The 24031-nt window shown below is 58.6% G+C and carries 21 protein-coding genes and 1 pseudogene; 16 read left to right on the top strand and 6 right to left on the bottom strand.

Translation table 11 applies throughout. From position 1 onward, the window contains the following. Window positions 1–207: 207 nt before the first annotated feature. The 3 genes from ABRP88_RS05960 to ABRP88_RS05950 are packed head-to-tail and all read right to left on the bottom strand — an operon-like array spanning window position 208 to window position 2653. Window positions 208–786: a hypothetical protein gene (locus ABRP88_RS05960; RefSeq protein ID WP_284770081.1), complete on the bottom strand. Its 579-nt coding sequence runs from the start codon at window positions 784–786 to the stop codon at window positions 208–210. A gap of 3 nt (window positions 787–789) precedes the next feature. Next, window positions 790–1362, bottom strand: a complete 573-nt coding sequence (locus ABRP88_RS05955) for a hypothetical protein (RefSeq protein ID WP_284770082.1) — start codon at window positions 1360–1362, stop codon at window positions 790–792. 22 nt (window positions 1363–1384) lie between these two features. Then, window positions 1385–2653, bottom strand: coding sequence for a hypothetical protein (locus ABRP88_RS05950; protein ID WP_284770083.1), 1269 nt, complete (start codon window positions 2651–2653; stop codon window positions 1385–1387). Between the two features lie 338 nt (window positions 2654–2991). On the opposite strand from ABRP88_RS05950, the gene ABRP88_RS05945 reads away from it, so the two are divergent. The 4 genes from ABRP88_RS05945 to ABRP88_RS05930 are packed head-to-tail and all read left to right on the top strand — an operon-like array spanning window position 2992 to window position 5702. After that, window positions 2992–4452 (top strand): acyl-CoA carboxylase subunit beta, encoded by a 1461-nt coding sequence (locus ABRP88_RS05945; protein ID WP_349836604.1) that lies wholly within the window; start codon window positions 2992–2994, stop codon window positions 4450–4452. A gap of 6 nt (window positions 4453–4458) precedes the next feature. Next, a complete protein-coding gene (locus ABRP88_RS05940; RefSeq protein ID WP_284628984.1) occupies window positions 4459–4668 on the top strand; it encodes an acyl-CoA carboxylase subunit epsilon in 210 nt (69 codons plus the stop codon). After that, on the top strand, window positions 4668–5255 hold the full coding sequence (locus tag ABRP88_RS05935) for a Maf family protein (protein ID WP_349836603.1): 588 nt from the start codon (window positions 4668–4670) through the stop codon (window positions 5253–5255). Before ABRP88_RS05940 ends, ABRP88_RS05935 begins: the two co-directional genes overlap by 1 nt. Window positions 5256–5285: 30 nt before the next feature. Then, window positions 5286–5702: a DUF3151 domain-containing protein gene (locus ABRP88_RS05930; protein ID WP_349836602.1), complete on the top strand. Its 417-nt coding sequence runs from the start codon at window positions 5286–5288 to the stop codon at window positions 5700–5702. 89 nt (window positions 5703–5791) lie between these two features. Here ABRP88_RS05930 and ABRP88_RS05925 read toward each other — a convergent pair whose 3' ends face one another. Next, window positions 5792–6511: a DUF4282 domain-containing protein gene (locus ABRP88_RS05925; protein ID WP_005281597.1), complete on the bottom strand. Its 720-nt coding sequence runs from the start codon at window positions 6509–6511 to the stop codon at window positions 5792–5794. Window positions 6512–6845: 334 nt separating this feature from the next. Here ABRP88_RS05925 and ABRP88_RS05920 point away from each other — a divergent pair, with 334 nt between their 5' ends. The 6 genes from ABRP88_RS05920 (at window position 6846) to ABRP88_RS05895 (ending at window position 13348) form a co-directional block, all read left to right on the top strand. Continuing rightward, window positions 6846–7709 (top strand): sulfurtransferase, encoded by an 864-nt coding sequence (locus ABRP88_RS05920; protein WP_005277377.1) that lies wholly within the window; start codon window positions 6846–6848, stop codon window positions 7707–7709. 150 nt (window positions 7710–7859) lie between these two features. Beyond that, window positions 7860–9620 carry an ATP-binding protein gene (locus ABRP88_RS05915; protein WP_349836601.1) on the top strand — a complete coding sequence of 587 codons (1761 nt, stop codon included), beginning with the start codon at window positions 7860–7862 and terminating at the stop codon, window positions 9618–9620. A gap of 22 nt (window positions 9621–9642) precedes the next feature. Then, window positions 9643–10110, top strand: a complete 468-nt coding sequence (locus ABRP88_RS05910; protein WP_284784451.1) for a hypothetical protein — start codon at window positions 9643–9645, stop codon at window positions 10108–10110. 157 nt (window positions 10111–10267) lie between these two features. Next, window positions 10268–11773: an ATP-binding cassette domain-containing protein gene (locus ABRP88_RS05905; RefSeq protein ID WP_349836600.1), complete on the top strand. Its 1506-nt coding sequence runs from the start codon at window positions 10268–10270 to the stop codon at window positions 11771–11773. 85 nt (window positions 11774–11858) lie between these two features. Next, window positions 11859–12227 (top strand): GntR family transcriptional regulator, encoded by a 369-nt coding sequence (locus ABRP88_RS05900; RefSeq protein WP_349836599.1) that lies wholly within the window; start codon window positions 11859–11861, stop codon window positions 12225–12227. Continuing rightward, complete coding sequence (locus ABRP88_RS05895; protein WP_349836598.1) at window positions 12224–13348, top strand: DUF1648 domain-containing protein; 1125 nt, start codon at window positions 12224–12226, stop codon at window positions 13346–13348. Before ABRP88_RS05900 ends, ABRP88_RS05895 begins: the two co-directional genes overlap by 4 nt. Here ABRP88_RS05895 and ABRP88_RS05890 read toward each other — a convergent pair. Continuing rightward, window positions 13345–14631 (bottom strand): thymidine phosphorylase, encoded by a 1287-nt coding sequence (locus tag ABRP88_RS05890; protein ID WP_023028371.1) that lies wholly within the window; start codon window positions 14629–14631, stop codon window positions 13345–13347. The genes ABRP88_RS05895 and ABRP88_RS05890 overlap by 4 nt on opposite strands. Before the next feature lie 203 nt (window positions 14632–14834). On the opposite strand from ABRP88_RS05890, the gene ABRP88_RS05885 reads away from it, so the two are divergent. The 6 genes and pseudogenes from ABRP88_RS05885 to ABRP88_RS05860 form a co-directional block, all read left to right on the top strand. Further along, complete coding sequence (locus ABRP88_RS05885; protein WP_005277368.1) at window positions 14835–15275, top strand: cytidine deaminase; 441 nt, start codon at window positions 14835–14837, stop codon at window positions 15273–15275. Window positions 15276–15308: 33 nt separating this feature from the next. Beyond that, complete coding sequence (locus tag ABRP88_RS05880; RefSeq protein WP_349836597.1) at window positions 15309–16529, top strand: NupC/NupG family nucleoside CNT transporter; 1221 nt, start codon at window positions 15309–15311, stop codon at window positions 16527–16529. A 595-nt stretch (window positions 16530–17124) separates the two neighbouring features. Next, a complete protein-coding gene (locus ABRP88_RS05875) occupies window positions 17125–17706 on the top strand; it encodes an ABC transporter ATP-binding protein (RefSeq protein WP_005281569.1) in 582 nt (193 codons plus the stop codon). After that, entirely contained in the window at window positions 17703–18725 is a 1023-nt protein-coding gene (locus ABRP88_RS05870; RefSeq protein ID WP_284781845.1) for an ABC transporter permease, read from the top strand. The genes ABRP88_RS05875 and ABRP88_RS05870 overlap by 4 nt, the downstream gene beginning before the upstream one ends. 140 nt (window positions 18726–18865) lie before the next feature. Beyond that, window positions 18866–19243, top strand: a complete 378-nt coding sequence (locus tag ABRP88_RS05865; RefSeq protein WP_023025400.1) for a GntR family transcriptional regulator — start codon at window positions 18866–18868, stop codon at window positions 19241–19243. Then, window positions 19240–20286 (top strand): annotated as a pseudogene (locus ABRP88_RS05860) (DUF1648 domain-containing protein); the annotation flags it as partial. The gene ABRP88_RS05865 and the pseudogene ABRP88_RS05860, both read left to right, overlap by 4 nt. Window positions 20287–20539: 253 nt before the next feature. Here the strand turns inward: ABRP88_RS05860 and ABRP88_RS05855 are convergent. Next, window positions 20540–23971 (bottom strand): pyruvate carboxylase, encoded by a 3432-nt coding sequence (locus ABRP88_RS05855; RefSeq protein ID WP_349836595.1) that lies wholly within the window; start codon window positions 23969–23971, stop codon window positions 20540–20542. Window positions 23972–24031 lie beyond the last annotated feature (60 nt).

The raw sequence follows: 24031 nt of genomic DNA, 5'->3' as shown, positions 1-24031 counted from the left end.
CCTCCACTGCGATAACTGAGCAAACCCGGCCCTCAGATATTGCAAATCTTCCTCAAATGTTGCAGAGGACCCTGCACTTTGGAGGATGCACTTCAGAGGATGCACTTTAGAGGATGCACTTCTAATAAGGCAATGTAGCTGCCAGAAAAATGAGCCCAGCTCCACACCTCCATTCACAGGGCGCGGCTGGGCTCATTTTCTGATGAACTAACTCCAGTCCGGAGCGTCTTCTAAGCGCAGCTCGGAATAGCGAGCTTCAGGGACAGTGGCCGAATATGGTTTTCCTACCGTTTCCCATACTTGATCTCGGTTGCAGCGCACATCCTGGCCATCGGTATCCAGCATGGTAAAGCCCCACACCAACTTGCCTTGGGAATTTGCAGGCAAGGTATATGGACCAACTACCTGGTTAATCTTCCAGTGTTGTTCGCTTACATAGTTGAATCCGTAGGTCTTAGTCAAGATCTTGGCCAAATCTCCCTCTCCCTGCACGGAGCCGGAAACCTCAACGGTTTCCGTCCGCGCTTTGGATACGGTGTGTTTGACCGGCACCGGCTCAGCATTGTGATTTGCCACGCTGGCGGCATCGGTTTGCTTGAACCAGCGGCGCTTCGCGGTGACATAAGTTGAGTTCTCCCCCGGCGTTGCGCAATGCGTGCCGGGCTTAAAGTCATCGTTCCAGCGCTGGGGAAGTTCAAAGTCTCCGCCAAAGTCAGAGGCATGGGCTACGGGAACGGCCACCAAGCTCAGCGCTGCGATTGCACTAGCGATGGACTTCACCTTCACGGTTTAACCCCAATCGTTGTTATCACGGGTGGAGACTGCGACGTGGCGTTCCTTGGGCAGAGTTGCGGTAAATTTACCGCCATTGGCCTGCCAGGTGTGGTCGGAACCGCACACCGTCTTTTGACCCTCGAAGTCAGAGACTACCCAACCAGCCTTCAGCACGGCAGTCTTACCCGGGGCGATATCGTATGGGCCAACCTGCTCGCCTACCTCGTAGGTCTGGCTAGAGGTGTAGCTGGAGGAGAAGGTGAAGTGAATCAGATCCAACAGCTTGAAGTCCACACCAGCAGAAACGTTCCAGGTCTTGGACTTGGTTTCCTTGATGGAGCGGGTTACGGGAAGCGGCTCGTCGTTGTAGTTGGAAACGGTCCAGGTACCGGCGGAACCGTCGAAATAGGTGCGCTTAATATCAATGGTCTGGCCGGTATCGCCAGGATTGGCGCAACGTTCACCAATCGTGGTGGGGTTTGCTGGGCCCAGGTCGCGCTGCGGCAATGCATTGGCGGCTGGGGCAGCGAATACGCCGGCGGCAACGGCTAAAGCCGCGGTAGTGGACGCAATCTTGGAAATGCGCATGAGATGTACTCCTAGCAGGTAGTTAGTAGATGGTTTGGGTGGGTACGGGCAGATCGCGGTATTCGTCAGGGGTGACGTCTACGGTGCGGGTACTGCCGTCTTTGGAAGTGATTGTGGCTTCGGCCCAGAAACCGCTCGGGGCGGTGGTCTGTTTATAGTTCGAGGTGAGGTCGTACTTGCCGGATTTTCCGCAGTGCACTTCGCGATAGTTGATACGGGTCATGGTGGTGCCGTACTCCACGCGAACGCGCTCTCCGGGTGCAAGGTTTACATGTTTGAGTTCAGTACCGACCGGCATGTAGGCACGCTTGATGGCGCCCACGGACTCGAGCCACCCCTGAGGGATATCGCCCCTATTGCCTCGCCAATTGGTATATGGATCGTGCTGGGCACCAACCACGAAGTCCGTTACCGGAGCAAATTCATAGTCGCCCTGAGACCAGTTGAGGAAGTCGGTGGAATAACCGGGCTTGCGGAAGGTTGGCTTCACCGCGGTGATATCCAGCGGATACCAGGAGTTATCGTTGGCTTCGCACTTTTCGCCTTCCTTGGGCCAAGCAGGATCGCGTTGGGGTTCAGCGGCTGGTTGCATGATCTCGTCTTTGTTCGGATCAGCAATCTTTTCCAAGCTGGGGCCAGAAACCGCAGTGTAGCTACCTTCGATGGGCTTAGAATTAGTGCTGCCGGATCGAGACGGAATTTCCATTGCCAGGTCCGATACGGATCCATCGGCCTTGATGATATAGGCAAAGGCATAGCGCTCTGCTGGGCCTTTACCGCGGATGACGTTGGCGCCGGGAATGTTTTCGAGGCGGTCATCATTGCAGCCGACGAACATGGAAATAAAGTCCTTTTCCACCACGCCGTATTCCACGCGGAAGGATTCACCCGGCTTGAGTTTGACGGGCCCGAAGGTTTCTTTATCTCGCCAGCCATTGGCCATTTTTAGGCCAATATCGGATTTGGCGGTGGTGTCCCAACCAGAAGGCAACTTGGCCTTGGAGTTGGCATCAATTTCGTGATTGGTGCCGGTTTCTACCTCTGCGGTGTACGGCACCTCCTGGTCGGTGGTGTTTTTGAATTGCAAGGTTCCGTCGCTCATGTAGCGACGTCCTGTTTCAGCAAACCGCCATTCGCGTTCGGTGTTATCTCCGGCGGCGCTGCAGCTTTTATAGAGGTTGGTAATGGGATATGCCTGTGGCATCGGGGGAATATCGCGCGCATGTGCCGCGGGCGCGAGAAGTATCGCGATGGCAAGCGGCGCGACAAGTCGCAGTCCCTTTGAAATCACCAGAAGACCGTCCTTGTGGTTGTTTAAGGATACGAGAAAAATTCATGAAGACACAGCTGATATTAAGCTCTTCGTTATAGCTCCTCAACAGTTACAGCTATCTCTCTTTATGGCATTTATCGTCGTTACGGTGGGAAAACGCCCCTTACCGGTAACGAACGCTGCACAACACATTTCACCCTTACCCCCATAAAGGGGGGGCTAATATTTCCTAATGCCTGGCAGATACTCCGGTCGCGCTAATGCCGCACCGATAGCGCGCCGCCACCGACACTGTGACGATGCCCAAACCGCACGATTTCCGCATCTTTGGCCTTCCACTAGTAAACTCAGCGCCTATGACTGACCTGAAGACCACCGCTGGCAAGATTAAGGACCTGGACAACAAGCTCGCCGAGTCCCGCGCGCCGTTGGGGGAAGGCGAGCCAGCCTCCCGCACTCGCGTGAATCAGCTGCTCGATGAGGGTTCCTTTGTAGAAACCGATGCACTAGCCCGCCACCGCTCCACCGACTTTGGCCGCGAGCACGATCGCCCGTACACCGATGGCATCGTGACCGGTTACGGCACGATCGATGGGCGTCGCGTGTGCATCTTCAGCCAGGATGCCACCGTCTTTGACGGCACGATGGGTGAGGTTTATGCGGAAAAGCTCACCAAGGTCTATGACCTTGCGCTGAAAACCGGCGTGCCCATCGTGGGCATCTATGATTCCACCGGCCCGCGCGTACAAGAGGGCATCGTCACGCTGGCTGGCTACGCCCGCATCCTCGCCCGCGCGACCGAGGCCTCCGGTCTTATCCCGCAGATCTCCGTGGTGGCCGGGGATACCAGCGGCATTGCGGCATTTGCGCCCACGCTTGCCGATGTCCTCATTGTCACCCACGGCACCAGCCTGCACCAGGCAGCCAGCGACGTGGCCCAAGCGGAACCGGACACCTTTGGCGGTGCCGCAGTCCACACGCAATCGGGCACCGCGCAGCTCAGCGCCCCAAGCGAGCAAGCAGCCCTCGCCTTGGTCCGCGACGTACTGGCTTACCTGCCGGCTAATAACCGCGCCGAGGCAACGCGCATCGATACGCGCGAGGTCGCCGAGTTTGATCTGGATTCCGTCATCCCGGATTCAGCAGCGGATGCCTATGACATGCGCGAGGTGGTCAACGCGGTCGTCGATAAGGGCTCCTTCTTTGAGCTTTCGGCAGAGGCCGCGCCCAATATCATCACGGGCTTTACCTTCGTGGATGGCCGCGCTGTGGGCATCGTTGCCAACCAACCGCTGTCCCTCAATGGCGCGCTGGATTCAGCCGCGGTGGAAAAAGCGGCGCGTTTTGTGCGCCTGTGCGATGCCTTCAATACGCCGATCATCGAGTTCGTGGACTCGCCCGGTTTTGTCTCCACGCCGGAGGAAGAAAAGGCCGGTCTCCTGCGCCGGGCAGCGGGGTTTGCGTATGCGCAGGCGGAAGCGAGCGTCGGCAAGCTTACGGTGGTCACCCGCAAGGCCATTGGCCCAGCCTACGCGTTTATGGGGTCTAAGGATCTGGGCGCGGATTTGGTCTATGCCTGGCCGACCGCAGAAATCGCCGTCGCCGAAGCAGCCCAAACCGCGCTGGCCATCTACGGCGATGCGGACAAGCAGGAAGAAATGGACGAGCTTTTCTTGCACCCCTACGCCGCCGCCGAGCGCGGGCTGGCCGATAATGTCATCGAGCCTTCCGCTACACGCCACTACCTGGTTGAAGGTCTGCGCCTGCTAGAGCGCAAGGTCGTGGCACAGGTACCAAAGAAGCACGGAACTGTTTAGGAAAAGATGTCTGAACCCGAAATCAAAGTCCTGAAGGGAAACCCCACGGAAGAAGAGCGCGCCGCGCTATCGACGGTGCTCAAGCAGATGCAAAAGGACCATTCCGGCGCCTTTGGGGATCGCAACCACTGGGGCAGGCCCGGTGAGCGTTTCGACCACTACGGCGCGCAGCGCGTCTTTAATCCTTCTGCCTTCCACACCGTGCGGTATTACTAATGCGCCTCATTTTGGCCTCACAGTCGCCCTCGCGCGCCTCCATCCTGCGCGGGGCCGGGGTGGAACCGGTGCTCGAGCCCGCCGATATTGACGAGCGCGCCCTAGAAGCCCAATTGGCGGGGCACTCGCCTGCCGATACCGTGGCGAAGCTTGCCACCGCCAAGGCCGAGAAGGTCGCTTCCCGGTACCCCGACGAGCCGGTTATTGGCGGCGATTCCATGCTGCTATTGGATGGCCAATTGCAAGGCAAACCGCACACCGTCGAGGCCACCATCGAGCGCTGGCACCAACAGGCAGGCCGCACCGCGCGGCTGCTTACCGGCCATTGCCTGATTTTTGGCACGCAGCGCCACGTGGAAACCTCCACCACGACCATCCGGTTCGCGGAGGCTTCTGCCACCGATATCGAGGCCTACGCCCGCAGCGGCGAGCCCTTGGAGTGCGCAGGCGCGTTTACCTTGGAGGCCATGGGCGGCTGGTTTATCGATAGCATCGACGGCGATCCTTCTTCTGTCATCGGGCTGTCCCTGCCGGTGGTGCGCCGCGCGCTCTATTCTTTTGGGCTTTACGTTTCTGATTTCTGGTAGGCCCGCATGAGCATCGCTAGAGTGTGTCTTATGGAAATGAAAGACATGCTTGCCCCAGAACCTATAAAGTTGCCCGCCGATCCCGGCACCAAGGACGCGGCCGCACCTGCGGCCGGCATCGTAGACCACCCAGATTCCCCGTTGCTATGGGCCATGCTCGCGGAGCAGGAGCTCGACAAGCTCGAGGGCGCGGACCCCAACGAGTACATCACCGCTTATGCCTATGCCCGCACCGGCTACCACCGCAGCTTGGACCGCCTGCGCGGCAACGGCTGGAAGGGCTGGGGCCCAGTCCCCTTCTCCCACGAGCCCAACCAGGGTGTCCTGCGCGCCATTGCCGCCCTCGGACGCGCAGCTGAGGCCATTGGCGAGGACAATGAGTACGACCGCATCCGCCAGATGCTTTCCGATGCCGACCCCGATAGCGTTGCCCAGCTGCTCGACTAAGCCCACACTGCGGCTTATTAGGCCAATATAAAAAGCACATTCTCCCTGTTCAATCCCAGAGGAGAATGTGCTTTTCTTGTAGCTTATGCCTAGTTCAGCCGGTGCAGGATTTCGCGGGTATATTGCGTCGTCCGGATATTTGCGACTGCGAACTCTAAAAAGAGCCTCAAGCCAATGAGCTCGCCAAAGCAGATAAGCGTAACCAAGATGGCGGTGATAATCCCGAACGGACCAAAGAAAACGAATCCTAAAAGTAGGCCCAACAACCACGTGCAGCCAAGGATGATCATGCCGATGACATAAATCGCCGAAGCATAGCCTACGGTGATGAATTTATCGAAGCTGAAGTCCAAGAGGCCGGAGAAGAAGCCATCGGTTGGCGTCTTCGTGCGCGGAGCCTGTGGCGGGAACTGCCCGCTGTTATTCGGATACGCAGTAAAGCCTGGCTGCTGCCCATTCGGCGCGTTCCACGCCTGCTGTCCCTGCCAAGAATTGCCCTGTTCTGGATAGGAATGCGGCGGCTGCGCGGGCCCCGGTTGCGCTGGACCCGGTTGCTGCGAGTACTCGGGGTGCTGATAAGCCGCCTGTTCCTGGCCCGATTGCGGGTGCTGCTCTTGGCTGCTTTGCGAGCCTTGTTCCTGGCCAGCCTGCGGGGTGCCATGGGAACCGAAAGCTCGCGCGTCATTGTCCGCAAAAGCACCGAAATCCTCGGTAGTGTCATTGCGCGGACCCTCAGAGAAATCACGGGCAACGAAGCCCTTCGAGAATTCCTCGTTGTCGTTAGTGGTGTTGTCGCTATGATCAGCCATAATCGCAGCCCATATTCCTAGGTCTAGGGAGAAACAGAACGATCTGACTATAGACCTTTTCAGCGCGTGGCGCGGTGTAAACATGATTAAAATTCGCTGCCCCGATTAATCTTCGAGAGCTGCTGGGTGCGCTCCTTAAGTAATGCAGCGGGAAAACTTGTAGAATCGCGGCTCCAAGTAAAAGCACTATTATGTTTAATGCTTTCCCGCCCCCACTTAGCTGTTTTATTGTATGGAATACCACACTACGGCCTCCCAAGTGATCAATTTGGCATTCATCGGGTTAGAGTGGTGGGAGCGAATCATCCCGTTTTATTAGAAAGGCAGGCGGGCAGTGGCAGAAGTAGACCCCTATCCCCCATTCCAGCAATATGCGCACCCAGAGCGGCTTGTCTCCGCTCCGTGGCTGTCTGCGCGCCTGGGCGTTAAAGGGCTGCGCGTCATCGAGGTCGATGAAGACTCCCTTTTGTACGATATCGGGCACATTCCCACGGCCACGCGGATTAATTTCCGCACCGAGCTGTTGAGCTCGCTGACGCGCGACTTTATCAACGGCGAGGAATTTACCCGCTTGATGCGGGAAAAGGGCATCCACGAAGACGATACCGTTGTTTTGTATGGCGATAAGTCCAATTGGTGGGCGGCCTATGCGCTGTGGGTATTTACCCTCTTTGGACACAAGGATGTTCGCCTTCTCGATGGCGGGCGCGATGCGTGGATGTCAGAAGAACGCGATACCTCCTTCATGGTCCCGGAATTCCCGGAGTCGGATTATCCCGAGGTAGCCCGGGACGATTCCCTCCTGCGCGCCTTTGTTTCCGATGTCCGCGAGGCAACCGGTTCCCTGGTTGATACCCGCCCGCCGGAGGAATTCGCGGGTGAGGCGACGGAGTTCGACCCGAATGGAAACTCGCCGTATGGTACGACCATGTGCCACGGCCACATTCCGGGTGCGATCAATTTGGAGTGGGATCGCGCAACCTACCCCAACTCCTGTTTCCGCAACGTCGATGACCTCAAGGTCAACTACGGCATGCTGGAGCCGGATACCCCCACCATCTTGTATTCCCACGTGGGCGCGCAGGCCGCGTTTACGTGGTTCGTACTGACCTACCTTTTGGGCTTTAAAAAGGCGCAGGTCTACGATGGATCATGGTCTGAGTGGGGCAACATGGTCAATATGCCGATTGAAAAGTAGATTTTCGTCCGGTCATTAATTACCCACATCGTGACGATGTGGGTTTATTTTTGTTTAAACGTAACAATTATTGCCACACGGACGAATTAATATTTTGGTGTGCAACAATAGATCCCGTAGTAAACGAAGTGTATTCAGGAGGTTACTGCCGTGGCAGTAGAAACCAAGAAGATCTCCAAGGTTCTCGTAGCGAACCGAGGTGAGATCGCCGTGCGCGTCATTCGTGCTGCTCGCGATGCCGGGATCTCCTCAGTCGCCGTTTATGCCGAACCGGATGCGCAGGCGCCCTTCGTCACGCTTGCCGATGAAGCCTTTGCCCTCGGCGGTTCCACCTCTGCTGATTCTTATCTTGTCTTTGACAAGATTCTGGACGCTGCCGCTAAGTCCGGCGCGGATGCCATCCACCCCGGCTATGGTTTCTTGTCCGAAAATGCCGATTTTGCTCAGGCCGTTATCGATGCCGGCCTGACCTGGATCGGCCCGCCTCCCCAATCCATCCGCGCTTTGGGCGATAAGGTCACGGCCCGCCACATCGCCGAGCGCGCCGAAGCCCCCATGACCCCTGGCACCAAGGATCCTGTGGCCAACGCGGACGAGGTCAAGGCCTTCGCGGATGAGCACGGCTTGCCCGTGGCCATCAAGGCGGCGTTTGGTGGCGGCGGCCGCGGCATGAAGGTCGCGCACACCGCCGAAGAGATTCCGGAGCTTTTTGAATCCGCAACCCGCGAAGCCACCACCGCCTTTGGCCGCGGCGAGTGCTTCGTCGAGCGCTACCTCGATAAGGCCCGCCACGTTGAGGCCCAGGTTTTGGCGGATAAGCACGGCAATGTGGTGGTCGTCGGCACGCGCGATTGCTCCCTGCAGCGCCGCTTCCAAAAACTCGTAGAGGAAGCGCCGGCGCCTTTCCTGAGCGACGAGCAGCGCGCCTCCATTCACGAGTCCGCCAAGCGCATTTGCCGCGAAGCTGACTACTGCGGCGCCGGCACCGTGGAGTATTTGGTTGGCGCCGATGGCCTGATTTCCTTCCTCGAGGTCAATACCCGCCTGCAGGTGGAGCACCCCGTTTCGGAGGAAACCACCGGGCTGGACCTCGTGCGCGAGCAGTTCCGGATTGCCCAGGGCGAAGAGCTTTCGCTCAGAGAGGACCCGACACCGCGCGGGCATGCCTTTGAATTCCGCATCAACGGCGAAGACGCCGCGGCTGGCTTCATGCCCGCCCCCGGGACCATCGTCAAGTACTCCGAGCCCGCTGGGCCTGGCGTGCGCGTGGATTCGGGCGTCGTCGAGGGCTCCGTCATCGGCGGGCAATTCGATTCCATGCTGGCCAAGCTCATTGTTTGGGGTCCGGACCGCGAAACCGCCCTGCGGCGCTCCGCCCGCGCCCTGGCTGAATACCAGGTTGAGGGCCTGCCCACCGTGCTCCCCTTTGACAGGGCCATCGTCGCCGATCCCGCCTTTACCGCGGAAAATGGGTCCTTCGATGTCTACACCAAATGGATCGAGGAGGCTTGGGATAACCAGCTGACGCCGCATGATGATTCCACCGATGCGGAAGCCGGCGCGCCCGAGGCCGCCCAGGTCCACACCGTAGAAATCGACGGCCGCCGCATCGAGGTAGCATTGCCCGCCACCTTTGGCATTACCGGCGCGCGCAAGCGGAAAAAGCGCAAGGGTGCCGGCGCCAAGGCCGCAGTGTCCGGCGATGCCGTGACCGCACCGATGCAGGGAACAGTCATCAAGGTCAACGTAGAAGAGGGCCAAGAGGTAGAAGAGGGCGATATCGTCATGGTCCTTGAGGCCATGAAGATGGAAAACCCCGTCAAGGCCCACAAGTCCGGCACCGTAACCGGCCTGGCGGTCGAGGCTGGCGCGTCCACCACCAAGGGCGCGCAGCTGCTGGAAATTAAGTAACCATGCCAGCTAACCTGGAAGAATGACTGATTCTTCTCTTGGTGTTCGCTTGGCCAAGGAAGAGGACCGCGACTACCTTGCGGGCCTCTTCCCCTCCTATATCGCGGACTGGTCCCCCATCGTCGATGGCGGCGTCATCGCCTTGCCCCTTGCCGCCAACGAAGATCCAACCATAGAACCCGTGGGAGCCGCGCTCCTGCGCTACTACCCCGCCGCAACGAAAGGCCCAGCCTTCCTCGGCGATCCGGATGCTGACCCGCTTGACGATGCCACTTGGCTCACCCCCTTCGATCCCGAGGACATCCCAGAGCTCATCGTCGCCACCGACGGCACCGACGGCACCAGCGACGAGGCTTCCCGTGCCCACGACCTGCTGGTTGCCAACGCTATAGACCTCGCGGCCGAGCAAACCGCCCCCGGCATCGCGTCTGCCACGCCGCTACCTGGCTTCGAGGAACTCACCTCGGGTAAGTTCTTCCGCCGCTTTTAATCTGGCCCCAATCTCCTGCAGGCGTCCAAGGCCTGCAGGAGATAAATTTCAACGAAGACCTTGTGTTCTGCACCACAGCTGCTATCGTTAAGGGCTATGAAGATTTCCGCCTAGTACGACGTACCTTGCACACTCGTTCTTTAAAGGTGGATTCTTCATGCCGATTTCTCTTTCTCAACTCAGCCTGTCCTGGCCAGACGGCACGCCCTGCTTTTCTCAACTTTCCGCAACAATCCCTGACTCGGTTACTGGGATGATTGGCGATAATGGATCCGGAAAATCAACCCTTGCTAAGGTCCTGTCCCACCAGATCGCACCATCCTCGGGCACATTCTCGGCACCAGAAGTCACGTACCTAGACCAAGATCTTGGTCTACATGACTCTTTAACCATCGCCGACGTTTTTGGCGCAGCGGAAAAGATTGCCGCGCTCCACGCACTTGAAGCGGGAAATTACTCCGAGGAACTGCTGAAAACCATTGGCAACGACTGGGATATCGAAGACAGGATTCATGCCTGCCTCCATAACGCAGGCGTTGCCCACCCGCTAGATCGCACCATCGGCACGATTTCCGGGGGCGAAGCGGTCACCATCGCGCTAAACGCCGCCTTTTTTGATCACCCAGACTTTGTCATCCTCGATGAGCCGACCAATAACTTGGACGCAGCAGGAAAAACCAAGGTCACCGAGCTTATTTCCAGCTCTTCTACGCCCATTCTTGTCATCTCCCATGACCTAGACCTGCTCTCCCATGTCGAGCACATTGCAGAACTCTACGCGGAACGTTTGCGGTTATTTTCCGGAAATTATCACGCCTACCGGGAGGCCATAGAAACCGAACAGCGCGCTGCCGAAGCAGAAACGCGCGAGGCCAAAGCCGAACACCGTAAGCAAGTGCGCGAGCGCGAGGCGATGCAGGTGCGCATTTCCCGGGACAATCGCCGCGGCAAAGCCTTCTCGCACAACCGCCGAAAGCCCGGGATGGCAATGGGCAACGACAAGAATCGCTCCCAAAATACCGCGGCTAAGCGCTCAGCTCAGGCAGCGGGTTCGGTAAAGGAAGCATTTGCTGCCTATCAAGCTGCGCAACATAAGATCCGCCCGGACGAGCACGTACACCTTGATCTCCCGGGCACGCAGCTGCCCAATGGCACCCGCGTGCTCACCAGCAGCATCGTAGACTTAACCGGTCCTGAACATGTACGTCTCATGGGGCCAAATGGCAGCGGGAAAACCACATTCCTTAATAAGGTTGCGCGCGGTGACGTTGAGTACAGCTTGGACTGTGGATACTTGCGGCAGAAAATCACCCTGCCAGAAGATCGCACAATCTTAGAAATGGTCACGGAGGCCAATCCCACGGCTCACCCACAATTCATCCGCGATCAATTGGCACAGCTACTATTTCGCGATGACCAAGTACACCGCCGCACCGGCCAGCTATCCGGCGGCGAACGCTTCCGCGCGGAATTTGCCCGGGTGCTTTTGGCCGAGCCCAGCCCTCAATTCCTCTTGCTTGATGAGCCCACCAATAATTTGGATATCACCACCATAAAGTGGCTCGTGCAGATTCTTGAGTCCTACGAGGGCGCATACTTGTTGGTCAGCCACGATGAGGGTTTCTGCAAAGAGCTCAGCCTAACTGCGCAGGTGCATATCTAGTCCCCAGTCTCCACTTTGTATCACCTTCACTAATACAGACTATGCTACTATTAGTTGCACAAAACTTATTGGAAGGAGGTAGCTCATGCTCATCACGCTCAACCCTGACGCGGATGTGCCGGTCTTCCAGCAGATTCACGATGAAATCGTGCTGGCCATCGCCCGCGGGCAACTGTTCGCTGGCGAAAAACTCGATCCCGTGCGCCACGTCGCCGCGGATATTGGCATTAACCCGGCCACGGTCAAAAAGGCCTATGACCTGCTCGTGGCTGATGGCCTCGTCGAAACCGCGGGCAGGTCCGGGTCAATCGTTCGACCCGGCGCGCACACCGCGGCGCAAGAACAGCAGGTACGGCAACGCCTGCGCCGCGTGGCAACCCTCGCCCGCGCCCAGGGCTTTTCCGCTGAGGAGCTCCACGGCTATCTCGATTCCGCACTGAAGGAGCTCGCATGATTCTTACCGTCCTCATGGCCGCGACCACGCTGGTCATAACGTGGATAATGACCACGATCCCGGCGCTTGCGGCGCCAGGCGCGCCGCTCGGCGTTCGCGTTCCCCAAAGCCACCTTTCGGATCCCGTTGTGGTCGGTGCTATTTCTGGATTTAAGACTCGGACGTGGGTTGTGGGCATCGCCGCGACGGTTACCTCGCTGTTCTACGTTAACCATTCGTGGGTGGCGGCCCTGTCTTCCCTGCTGGTCATTATCGGCAGCATGTGGGCTTACCTCTCCCAGCGCCGCTATATCATCGCGGCTAAGAAGGACGGCGGCTGGTTCGACGGGGTAGAAACCGCGGTCAGTGCCCAGGTAGCGGAGCGGGACGCCGACGCTGTGCAGGATATTGATGTACCAACGCCGTCTTTCCCCTGGCTGACCATGTTGGGTTCCTTGCTGGTCATCGTCGCCGGTGCGCTCATCGTCGCCGCCCATTGGACCGATATCCCCGATCCCGTACCGGTGCACTGGGATGATTCTTTGGAGCCGGATAGCTGGAGCGACAAGTCCATCGGCAGCGTCTTTTTCATCACGTTTATCGCGCTGGGAATGTGGTTGCTTTTCGCCGGCATCTGCTGGCTTATCCAATGCACCGCGGTTCGTCCACGTTCGGAGCGCTCCATCAAGGCGCGGCTGCGGAATCAGGCAAACCTTGCAGCCTCCAACGAAGCGATGGGCGTCCTGCTGCTTCTCATGTCCCTCGGGCTGGCTTTTGTACAGATAACCGGCCCGGTACCGAGCTATCAGGACCTGGCTGGCCTCTCCTTTATCACCATGGTGGTGATGACCATTAGCGGCACCATAGCCATCGTGGCAATGATACTGCGCGCCCAATCGCAGCTCGAGGATCAGCTGCGCGGGGTGAAACTTCCGGATGGAGACAAAGAATCCCCCGATAATGACGAGCATTATAAGTGGGGGATCCTGTATTACAACCCCGATGACCCAGCGGTGCTGGTGGACAAGCGCCTGGGCGTCGGAGTGTCCTTCAACTACGCCACGTGGCAGGCGAAGGTCTTCCTCGCCGTCATAGCGGTCATCATCATCGGGTCGATTGCTCTTCCATTACTCCTGATTTAGCCAATGCGGTCCAGGATGATCTGGCGCTCCTTATCCAGCGGGGCGTCGGTAATCTTAAAGCCCTGCTGCAAGGTCTCAAGGGAGCGCTCGAAGCGCTCTGGAGTCTCCGTGTGCAGGGTGAAAAGCTTCTGCCCCTTGGATACCTTCTCCCCCTTCACCGCGTGCAATTCGATGCCCGCGGTTGCCTGTACCGGGTCTTCCTTCCGGGCGCGGCCTGCGCCCAGGCGCCAGGAGCTCACGCCGACGGACAAGGCATCAAGCTCGGTGAGGTAACCATCGGATTCAGCGATGACATCGTGGGTATGCGTAGCCACGGGAAGCTTGGCGTCTGGGTCTCCGCCCTGCGCCTTAATCATTTGCTTCCACTTATCCATGGCGCGGCCATCCTTGAGCGCCTTTTCCACGTCGGCATCATGCACGCCGGCTGCTTCCAGCATCTCGCGCGCAAGTGCCAGGGTCAGCTCGACGACATCGCTTGGCCCACCGCCGGCTAGAACCTCGACGGATTCTTCAACCTCGAGCGCGTTGCCCACCTTGCGGCCCAACGGGGTGGACATATCCGTTAGCAGTGCCGTGGTGGCGGTGCCGGCATCATTGCCCAAGTCCACCATGGTCTGCGCCAGCTCGCGGGCCAAGGTCTCATCCTTCATAAAGGCACCAGAACCCACCTTGACGTCGAGGACCAAAGACGAGGTACCTTCCGCGATTTTCTTCGACATGATGGAGGAAGCAATAAGCGGAATCGCTTCAACGGTGGAGGTGATATCGCGCAGGGCATAGATCTTCTTATCCGCGGGCGCGAGGCCAGAGCCTGCCGCGCAAATGATGCAGCCCGGATCCTCCAGGATTTCCATCAATCGCTCATTGGAAATATCCGCCTGCCAGCCCGGGATGGCCTCCAGCTTGTCCAGGGTGCCACCGGTGTGGCCCAAGCCGCGGCCAGAAAGCTGCGGGACCGCGACGCCAAAGGCGGCAACGAGGGGCGCGAGAGGCAGCGTAATCTTATCGCCAACGCCGCCGGTGGAGTGCTTGTCCGCGGTCTTCTTGGACAAGGACTCAAAGCTCATCGTCTCACCGGAGGCAATCATCGCCTTGGTCCACTGCGAGATTTCCTCGCGGTTCATGCCGTTGAGGAAGATCGCCATATTGAGTGCGGCCATCTGCTCATCGCCCACGACCCCGCGAGTATAGGCATCGATGACCCAGTCGATTTCCTCCGGGCTAAACACCCCCTTATCGCGCTTGGTGCGAATAACATCTACCGCATCGAATTTCTCGGCCATGACGACTCCTCCTGTAATGATTTGGAAACCGAAACATACAAGCACATAATGTGATTTACTGCACTATATATAGTGGTTGTACACTCCGCCACGTCCAATTATTATTCCCTATAGAACAGATGTCAATGAGTATTTTTCTTTTTGTTCTAATGGAGAATTAACGCAGTCTCTCTTCATCCCGTAGAAAGAAAGTCCATACCGCAATGAACGCCACCCCGGATTCACCTCCTACCGATGCCGAATTGCTCAGCCTCGCTGAAGAAGCAGCCCACCACGCCTGGGCGCCCTATTCCTCTTTCCCAGTCGGTGCGGCTTTGCTGCTTGCCGATGGCCGCATTGTCACCGGCTCCAACGTCGAAAACGCCTCCAGTCCGCTAGGCATTTGCGCCGAACGCAATGCCGCCGCGCACATGGTCACCACCGCAGACGTAACGGCCACCGATGGCCACTTGCCCAGCATCCCGCAGATTAAAGCGGTTGCTATCGTCGGCTTAAAGTCCGCGCCTTGCTACCCTTGCGGTGCCTGCCGCCAGGTCCTGCGGGAGTTCAACTGCGAGCGCGTCATCGTTTCCGTAGATGGAAAGCCCCGGAGCCACGACTTTGCCGAGATCCTCCCCCACTCCTTTGGCCCAGAGTCACTCTAACTAAAAATTCCCTTCAAAGAACGGTCAGAAAATATGGAACGCTTACAAGGATTGCTCGGCATCATTGCCATTCTTGCAGTGATCTACGTCCTGTCGAGCTCGCGTAAAAATATCAAGTGGCGCACCATTGGTGTGGGCCTTGTCCTGCAGGTGGTCTTCTGTTTCTTAGTCCTCGCGTGGGATCCTGGATTCAAAGCCCTCAAGGGCGTCGCCAATGGGCTGACTAAGCTCACGGAATTTACCAACGAGGGCACCCAATTCGTCTTCGGCGGACTCTTCGGTGATGACTTCGTCTTCGCCCTCAACGTGCTGCCCGTGATCATCTTCTTGGGCGCCATCATCGCTGCCCTGTACTACCTTCGGGTTATCCAGTACTTTGTAGAATACGTCGGATCCGCCATCAAGTGGCTCATGGGTACCTCCAAAGTGGAATCGGTCTGGGCCACCACCGTCATCTTCCTCGGGCAATCCGAGGCCCCACTGGTGATTAAGCCCTACCTGCCCAAGCTCACCCGTTCCGAGCTTTATACCTGTATGGTCGGTGGCTTTGCCTCCGTGGCCGGATCCACGTTGATCGGCTACTCCCTCTTGGGCGCGCCCCTGGAGTACTTGCTCGCCGCATCGCTCATGAATGCGCCGGGTTCCCTGCTCGTCGCCAAGGGCCTCATGCCAGAGACGGAAGAGACGAACCTCGACGCCACCGTGAAAGACGTCCGCGATACCGAATCTAAAAACATCATCGACGCCATCAGTAGCGGTGCCATGGCCGGCGGAAAAATCGCTATCTCGGTTGCTTGCTTGCTCATCGCCTTCATCGCGACGATTGTGATGCTCTCTGCCATCCTCGGCGGCATCGGTTCTCTCTTCGGCCAAGATAACTGGTCGCTCGAAGGCCTCTTCGGCATCATCTTCGCCCCCGTGGCTTGGCTTATCGGTACGCCGTGGAACGAGGCCCTCGAGGTGGGTAACTTCATCGGCCAAAAGACCATCCTCAACGAGTTCGTTGGCTACACCGCTTTTGGTGAAAGCGTCGATGAGCTCAGCGATAAGGCCATCTTGATCTCCTCCTTCGCCCTCGCTGGCTTTGCCAACCTGTCCTCCATTGGTATTCAGATTGGCTCCATCGGCGGCCTCATCCCTGAGCGCCGCGGTGAAGTAGCAAAACTTGGCCCGCGCGCACTCTTCGGTGGCTTCCTTACCAATATGCTCAATGCCGCCATCGTCGGCGTCATCGTTGCACCAATGGTTCTCTAACCCGCCCGGCCAGATTCGATAACTAATCACGCCAAAATTTCCCAAAAGCAACCGCGTTTCCACAAAAATCAGGGCCGAAAATGGCCAAACGCGGTTGCTTTTAGACGTTTCCGCGAACTAGGTATGCAGCGACACAATTAATTGGTTGCGTCCTCTAGCTTTATACACCTTGAACCGTACGGAGTTTGTGTCAGCTCACGGCGCAGACGAGCATTCTCAGCGCGAAGATCGGGCTAGCTTAGCCCATCGGAGGATCCTCGGCGTTCGCGCTCATTTTGCCCCACCGGCCTAAAAGAACCTCGGCAGTGGGAGTGTCTAATGGTTTGTGTGTGGCAATCTATCCCGAATCAAATACTGGGCTCGACGAGAAAGAGAAACCTGTGATCCGATTCGCCATGAGAGATTACGGCACCCTAAAACCTCTAGACAGGCTCTTGTGACTTACATGCCAGGCACAAGGAGCCAAGCCCATCAATAGAACAGGAACGCACAATCATACCCAAGGTTTTAATCCAAGATTACTTCCTGAAACAATTGAATCGCATCAAAGCTACCGTCCCCTAGGGCCAGCCACCTGTCTGCTAACCTGGCAACGATGTTGACAATAGATGCAGACTACGGACATTCCGCCGCCTTGGGGCACCTCAATCGCAGCTTTAATGCCGGTCGCGTATACGGCCTAAAAGGCCCGAATGGTGCGGGTAAATCTACGCTGCTGCAGACGTTGAGCGGCGAGATTGCCCCACTAAATGGCACCGTTTTCATCGACGGTGCCGCGCCCGGTAGCGCTGCGGCGGCCGGTTCCGTCATCTCCGTCGGGGACCCAGTCTTCCTCCCCGATCTCACCGTGGGTGAGCACTTTAGCTTGCTATCCCGCCGCTCCGGCGTAAACTTTGCCGAGGTCCATGAGCTCTGGGCCATCGACGACGCCATCCGGAACTCCGCTGTCAGCAGCCTTTCTTCTGGCCAGCGCCAGCGGGTCTACCTCGCAGCCCAGCTTTATCAGCCGGCCAAAGCCTTGCTTATCGACGAACCCGAGCGCCACCTCGACCACACCTGGACCGCCTTCTTGGCCGAGGAGCTACGCCACCTGGCAGCCAATGGCCGCTGTGTGGTGCTCGCTTCCCATTCTCCGGCCATCTTCGCTGCCTGCGACGAAGTAGTGAAGATTTCATGAAACTTCTCTCCACAGCTTCCTCAGCCATCTATTACGCCTTCATCGCGGCACTTATCGCGAGCGTCAGCGTCTACGCCTGGCACAATGCTGCAGCGCTTCTGCCCTCGCTAGCACAGCGCACGGCCGCTGCTCTGCCCGCAACCGCGACCATTGGTGCCGGGCTCGGCTCGCTCGCCCTCATCGTCCTCCTCGAGGCGCTCTATCCGCTGCGCAGCCTTTCGCTCGGGCGTTGGGTCTATGCGGATAGGCCGCGGGGGCGCATGGGAGGCGTCGATAAGCTGTCTATTGCCCAGCTCGCCGGCGTGAGCCTCCTAGGTCTTGCCCTGTGTGCATCGCTGCATCTTCCACTCTATGCGGCGATAACCCTCCCCCTGCTGCGGTTTGCCATCGGCTGGCGATCCTTCGAACTCGCCTCGCTCCTCCGCGCGGGCCGTACCCGTGCCATCGGCTCGTCCTCCTTTGGGCTACTGGATTCTGAGGTTTCTGCCGATGCTATCGCCTCCCAATCCGCTCGCCTGCGCCCGCGCTCACATGCCACGGCTTCGCTCAGTCTCCTCTTTGCTCGGCGCCTGTTTCGCCGGTGGTACATCCCCCTCGGTGCGGTCGCCGTCATGGGACTGACCCTAGCGCTAGCACCTCAGCTCGGCGGCCTTGCTCTTATTGGATTTGCTGCCGCTTGGACCATTGTCGGCGCCGCTACTGGCCGCGCCGCCTCCTTCGGCCGCATCGTCGATGGTGCGTGGCCCGACTGGGGACTGCCACTGGCTGCCACCGCAGGTGCTGCCGTTGTCGGCACCGCCTTCATCGCCACCGTGTGGAAGCTGTCCCTGTTCACGCTCGCAGCATGTTGTTTGGGGCTTAGTTACACCGCTTTTAAGCGCTCCCGTCCCGCACGCGTTACCACCATGAATATCATCGATACCGGCGGCTTCGGCGCCTCCTTCTCTCCCGAGGTCTTCGGTTACTTCATGCGCGGGAGCTACGGTATTGCTGCCATCGCTGGGGCCCTTTTTCTCTAGTCTCCCTGCCCCGCAACCCAGGTACGTCACTGCATTAAGTCGCAGGTACCTGGGATTCTTTTTGCCCTCTTTTCTGTACCACATAAAATAATACAGCTTGTGTTACAGCAAGTAATACAGAAAAAGATTGGAGGTGACAGATGTTCATTACCCTTCACCCCGAATCTGACGTCCCCGTTTTTCAACAGATTCACGATGAAATCGTTTTGGCTATCGCTCGCGGACAGCTTTCCGATGGCGACAAGCTAGATCCCGTCCGCCGCGTTGCCAAGGATATAGGCATTAACCCTGCCACCGTGAAGAAGGCATACGACCTCTTGGTTTCCGAGGACCTTGTAAAAACCGCCGGACGCTCCGGCTCCATCGTCAGGCCTGGTGCTCGCACCACCGCGCAAGAAAAACAACTGGAAGAGCAATTAAGCCGCATAGTCGCACTCGCCCGCGCCCAAGGCTTTAGCCCAGATGAGCTCCACGCTCGACTCAGCTCCACCCTTAATGACCTGGAAGTATCACCATGATTTTCACACTCATAATGGCCGCCACCACCCTGGTTATCACCTGGATCATGGCCACAGCCCCCTCCCTGGCCTCACCTGGCACACCGCTCGGAGTGCGCGTGCCCAAGGCTTATCTTTCTGATCCTGCGGTTACCTCCGCCCTCGCCGGATTCAAGATACGCACGTGGAGCTGCGGCATCGTGGCAACGGCCATGTCCCTCTTTGCCTGGAAACTGCCGTTATTAGCCGCACTACCTTCCCTCGTGGTGGCGCTCGGTGGCATGTGGGCTTATGCGTCCCAACGCCGCCGTATCACCGCGGCTAAAAAGGCGGGCGGCTGGTTCAACGAGGTTGAAACCAGCATCGCTGCCCGTGTTTCCACCACAGCCATTGATGCGCCCGAATTTCGCGGCATCCCTACCCCGACCTTTCCGTGGGTAACCATGCTCTCTTCCCTGCTGTGCATCGCGGCCGGTGCCATCATCGTCGCTTCCCACTGGTCCGCCATTCCGGACCCCGTTCCCGTGCACTGGAATGAATCCATGGAGGCCGACAATTGGAGCGATAAATCAATTGGGAGCGTATTTTTCTCCTCATTCGTCGCTTTAGCATTGCTGGGCCTATTTGCCATTATCTGCTCTTTTATCGCGCATAGTGAGGTGTCCCCACGCTCTGAGCGCAGCATTAAAGCGCGGCTGCGTAACGAAGCAAACCTCGCCCTGACGAACACCGGCATGGGAGTCCTCACCCTGCTCATCAGCGCCGGGATGGCGCTGATGCAGGTAACCGGCCCTATCCCGCATTATCAACGCTTCAACGGCGCCGCGATCACCACAATGCTGATTCTCACCATTGGTGGCAGCATCGGTCTAGTTGTATTTCTTCTCTACAAGCAATCCCGGTTATCCGAACAATTGCGCGGTATTCACTTCGCTGATGAAGACAAAGAATCACCGGACAATGACCACCTCTATAAATGGGGAGTAATATATTACAACCCGGATGATCCGGCGGTACTGGTAGATAAGCGCTTCGGTACGGGAATGTCATTTAATTATGCCCGGTGGCAGGCCAAAGTCTTTTTCGGCCTCGTGGTACTCATCTTGGTCGGCTCGTTAGCATTGCCCGTCATCCTTGGTTAAGGCGAGCCTCCGCCATCCTCGCGAATCAACGATTTCGTCCATCTAGAGCAAGGATTTCGTCGACGGTTGCGGTCATTTGGATGGACGAAATCGTTGATTTTTAGCACAGCTAGACACCAAAGCGCCCCGCTGCCTCGAGATAAATCGAGGGAAGCGGGGCGCTTGAGTGTGCAGACTAGTTGATTACGGCAATGAGGTCGCCGCCTTCCACCTTGGTGGCCTGGCCAATGGCCACGCGTTCGACCACGCCATCCTTGGTGGCGGAAATGGAAGCTTCCATCTTCATGGCCTCGATGACCGCGATTTGGTCGCCGGCCTTGACCTCGTCGCCTGGCTCTGCCGTGGGGTTGACCACACCGGCGAACGGGGCCGCTACGTGGCCGTCATTGGACGGGTCCGCCTTCTCCACCGTGGCCACGGTGGATTCGGCGTTTTCATCGCGCACCTTCATCGGGCGGATTTGGCCGTTGACGTTGAGCACAACATTGCGCATGCCCTTCTCATCCGGCTCACCCACGGCATCGAGGCGCACCACGATCTGCTTAAGGTTGGAGCGATCGGTGGAATCTTCTGGGAAGAAGTGCACTACCTTTTCTTCGCCTTCGGTCAGGCCGTAGAAGAAGGTCGTATCCGTCAGCGCCTCGGTATTGCCATACTTGCGGCGGAACTCGTTGAATTCCTCGAACTGCTTGGGGAAGAGCAGGCGGTTCAGGCTGGCGCGGCGCTCATCCGAGTTATCCGACTCCAGGTGCGGCTGCTCCTCTGCCGGGACATCGTTAATCTGCGCACCGGTTTCGGCGCGGCCATCGAGGACCTTATCGCGCAGCTCCGGCCAGCCACCCGGAGGGGTACCCAGCTGGCCGCGGAGGAATTGATCCACGGAATCCGGGATATCGTACTTCGTCGGGTTCGCCGCAAAGTCTTCCGGAGAAACGCCGGTGCCCACGAGATGGAGCGCCAAATCACCCACCACCTTGGAGGACGGGGTGACCTTGGTGGGGCGGCCTAGCATCTCGTTGACGGCGGCGTAGTTATCCTCGATGACCTCGAAGCGATCCGCCAGGCCCAATGCGACGGCCTGCGCGCGCAGGTTCGACAGCTGACCACCCGGAATCTCGTGCTTGTACACACGGCCGGTCGGGCCAGGAATGCCGTTCTCGAACGGGGCGTATAGCTGACGCACGGCCTCCCAATACGGCTCCAAATCCGAGACCGCTTGCAGGTCGATTCCTGTATCGCGCTTGGAGTTGGAGAATGCAGCGATGAGCGCGGAAAGCGAAGGCTGCGACGTGGTGCCGGCCAGCGGTGCCGAGGCGCCATCGACGATATCGGCGCCGGCGCGCGCCGCCGCGAAGTAGGTAGCGATCTGGCCACCGGCGGTATCGTGCGTGTGGACGTGGACCGGCAGGTCGAATTCCTTGCGCAGCGCGGTCACCAGCGTGTGTGCGGCCTCTGGGCGCAGCAGGCCGGCCATGTCCTTGACGGCCAAGATATGCGCACCGGATTCTACAATCTGCTCAGCGAGCTTCAAGTAGTAATCCAAGGTGTAGAGGTCTTCCTTCGGCGAAGAAAGGTCACCGGAATACGCCATGGCCACCTCGGCCACGGTGGTATTCGTCTCGAGCACGGCATCGATGGCAGGGCGCATCTGGGAGACATCGTTCAGCGCATCGAAAATGCGGAAGACATCCACGCCGGACTTAGCTGCTTCCTGCACAAAGGAGCGGCACACCGAATCCGGGTACGGGATATAGCCCACGGTATTGCGCCCGCGCAGGAGCATCTGGATGTTCTGGTTCGGCATCGCCTCGCGCAGCAGATCCAGGCGCACCCAGGGATCCTCGTGGAGGAAGCGCATGGCCACGTCGTAGGTAGCACCGCCCCATGCCTCCACGGAGAAGAGGTCTGGGGTCAGGCGCGCCACGGCCTCTGCCGCGGAAACCAACGCGGTGCTGCGCACGCGGGTGGCAAGCAGGGACTGGTGGGCATCGCGGAACGTCGTATCCGTGACCATCAAAGGGTCTTGGGCGCGAATCTTTTCCGCGTACTTCTGCGGCCCGAGCTCCAAGAGGTCATCGCGGGAGCCGCGCGGGAGCGGTTCTTCCGCATTAAACTTCGGCAGCTTATCAAAGGGGCGCAGCGCGGTCGGCCTATCGCCATTGGGCTTATTCACGGTGATATCCGCGATGTAGTCCAGGATACGGCCGGACTCATCTACCGCCGGTGGGGCCTTGAGCAGATCTGGGTGCTCGGTAATGAATCCGGTATCGACGCGGGTATTGACGAAGTCGGACTCATTGAGCAAGGCGCGCAGGAAGCCGATATTGGTGGCCACGCCAGAGACATGGAACTCATTCAGCGCGCGGCGGGCACGGTGGACGGCCTGCTCGAAGGTGGTGCCGCGGCAGGTCATCTTCACCAAGAGGGAGTCAAAGTTGGGCGATACTTCAGCACCCACGGAGGTCGCGCCGTCCAAGCGCACACCAGCGCCACCCGGCGAGCGGTACGCAGTCAACGTACCCGTATCTGGGCGGAAGCCGTTATTCGGGTCTTCGGTAGTAATGCGGCACTGCAATGCGGAGCCGGTAATGGTGATATTTTCTTGCGACAGGTTGATGTCTTCCAAAGAAGCCCCGGCTGCGATATTCATCTGTGCCTTGACGATGTCCACACCGGTAACCTCCTCGGTCACGGTGTGCTCCACCTGCACGCGGGGGTTCATCTCAATGAATACGTGGTTGCCGCGCTCATCCACGAGGAACTCCACTGTGCCGGCACCTTCATAGTTGATGTGCTCACAGAAGTTCACGGCATCCTGGCAGATGCGCTCTCGCAGCTCCGAATCCAGCGATGGCGCGGGAGCGATTTCTACGACCTTCTGGTGGCGGCGCTGCACGGAGCAATCGCGCTCAAAAAGGTGGATGACATTGCCCTGGGAATCCGCAAGCACCTGCACCTCAATGTGCTGCGGATTAATCACCGCAGTCTCGAGGTACACGCTGCCATCGCCGAAGGCCGCCTCCGCCTCGCGCGAGGCCTCTGCCGCCCGTTCGCGCAGCTCAGATTCCGATTCCACGTAGCGCATACCGCGCCCGCCACCGCCAGAGACGGCCTTGACAAAGACTGGGAAGCTGAAGTCACCGGCGTCTGCCACCAGCTTATCGATCTCCGTGGTCGGCTCCGAGTCCTGCAGCGTCGGCAGCCCTGCTTCCTTCGCGGCGTTAACCGCAGCGGATTTATCACCGGTGAGATCCAGCGTGCCCGGGGTAGGACCAATGAATTTAATGCCATTGTCCTCGCAGGCGCGGGCCAAATCGGCGCGCTCGGACAAGAAGCCGTAACCCGGATAGATAGCATCCGCCTCAGACTTCTTGGCAGCGCGGATGATTTCCTCGATATCGAGGTATGCCTTGACGGGCTGTCCCTCGTCACCAATGCGCACTGCCTCATCCGCAAAGGCGCGGTGGAAGGAGTTGCGATCTTCACGAGGATAGACGGCGACGGTCTTCGCCCCCGTTTCAAAGGCAGCGCGGAAGGCACGCACGGCGATTTCACCGCGGTTGGCTACCAAAATCTTGTCGAACGATGGAAGGGCGGAATTGGCCACTTGGGTGTTCCTTTCAACTTGGAAGACGCTGCGTTGCAACGTCCCCACTGGGGTGATCCG

The organism is Corynebacterium sp. KPL2734, assembly GCF_040225595.1.
GTDB lineage: Bacteria > Actinomycetota > Actinomycetes > Mycobacteriales > Mycobacteriaceae > Corynebacterium > Corynebacterium rhinophilum.
Note: the sequence above shows the minus strand (reverse complement) of the source record. Positions and strands in the feature narration are given on the sequence as shown.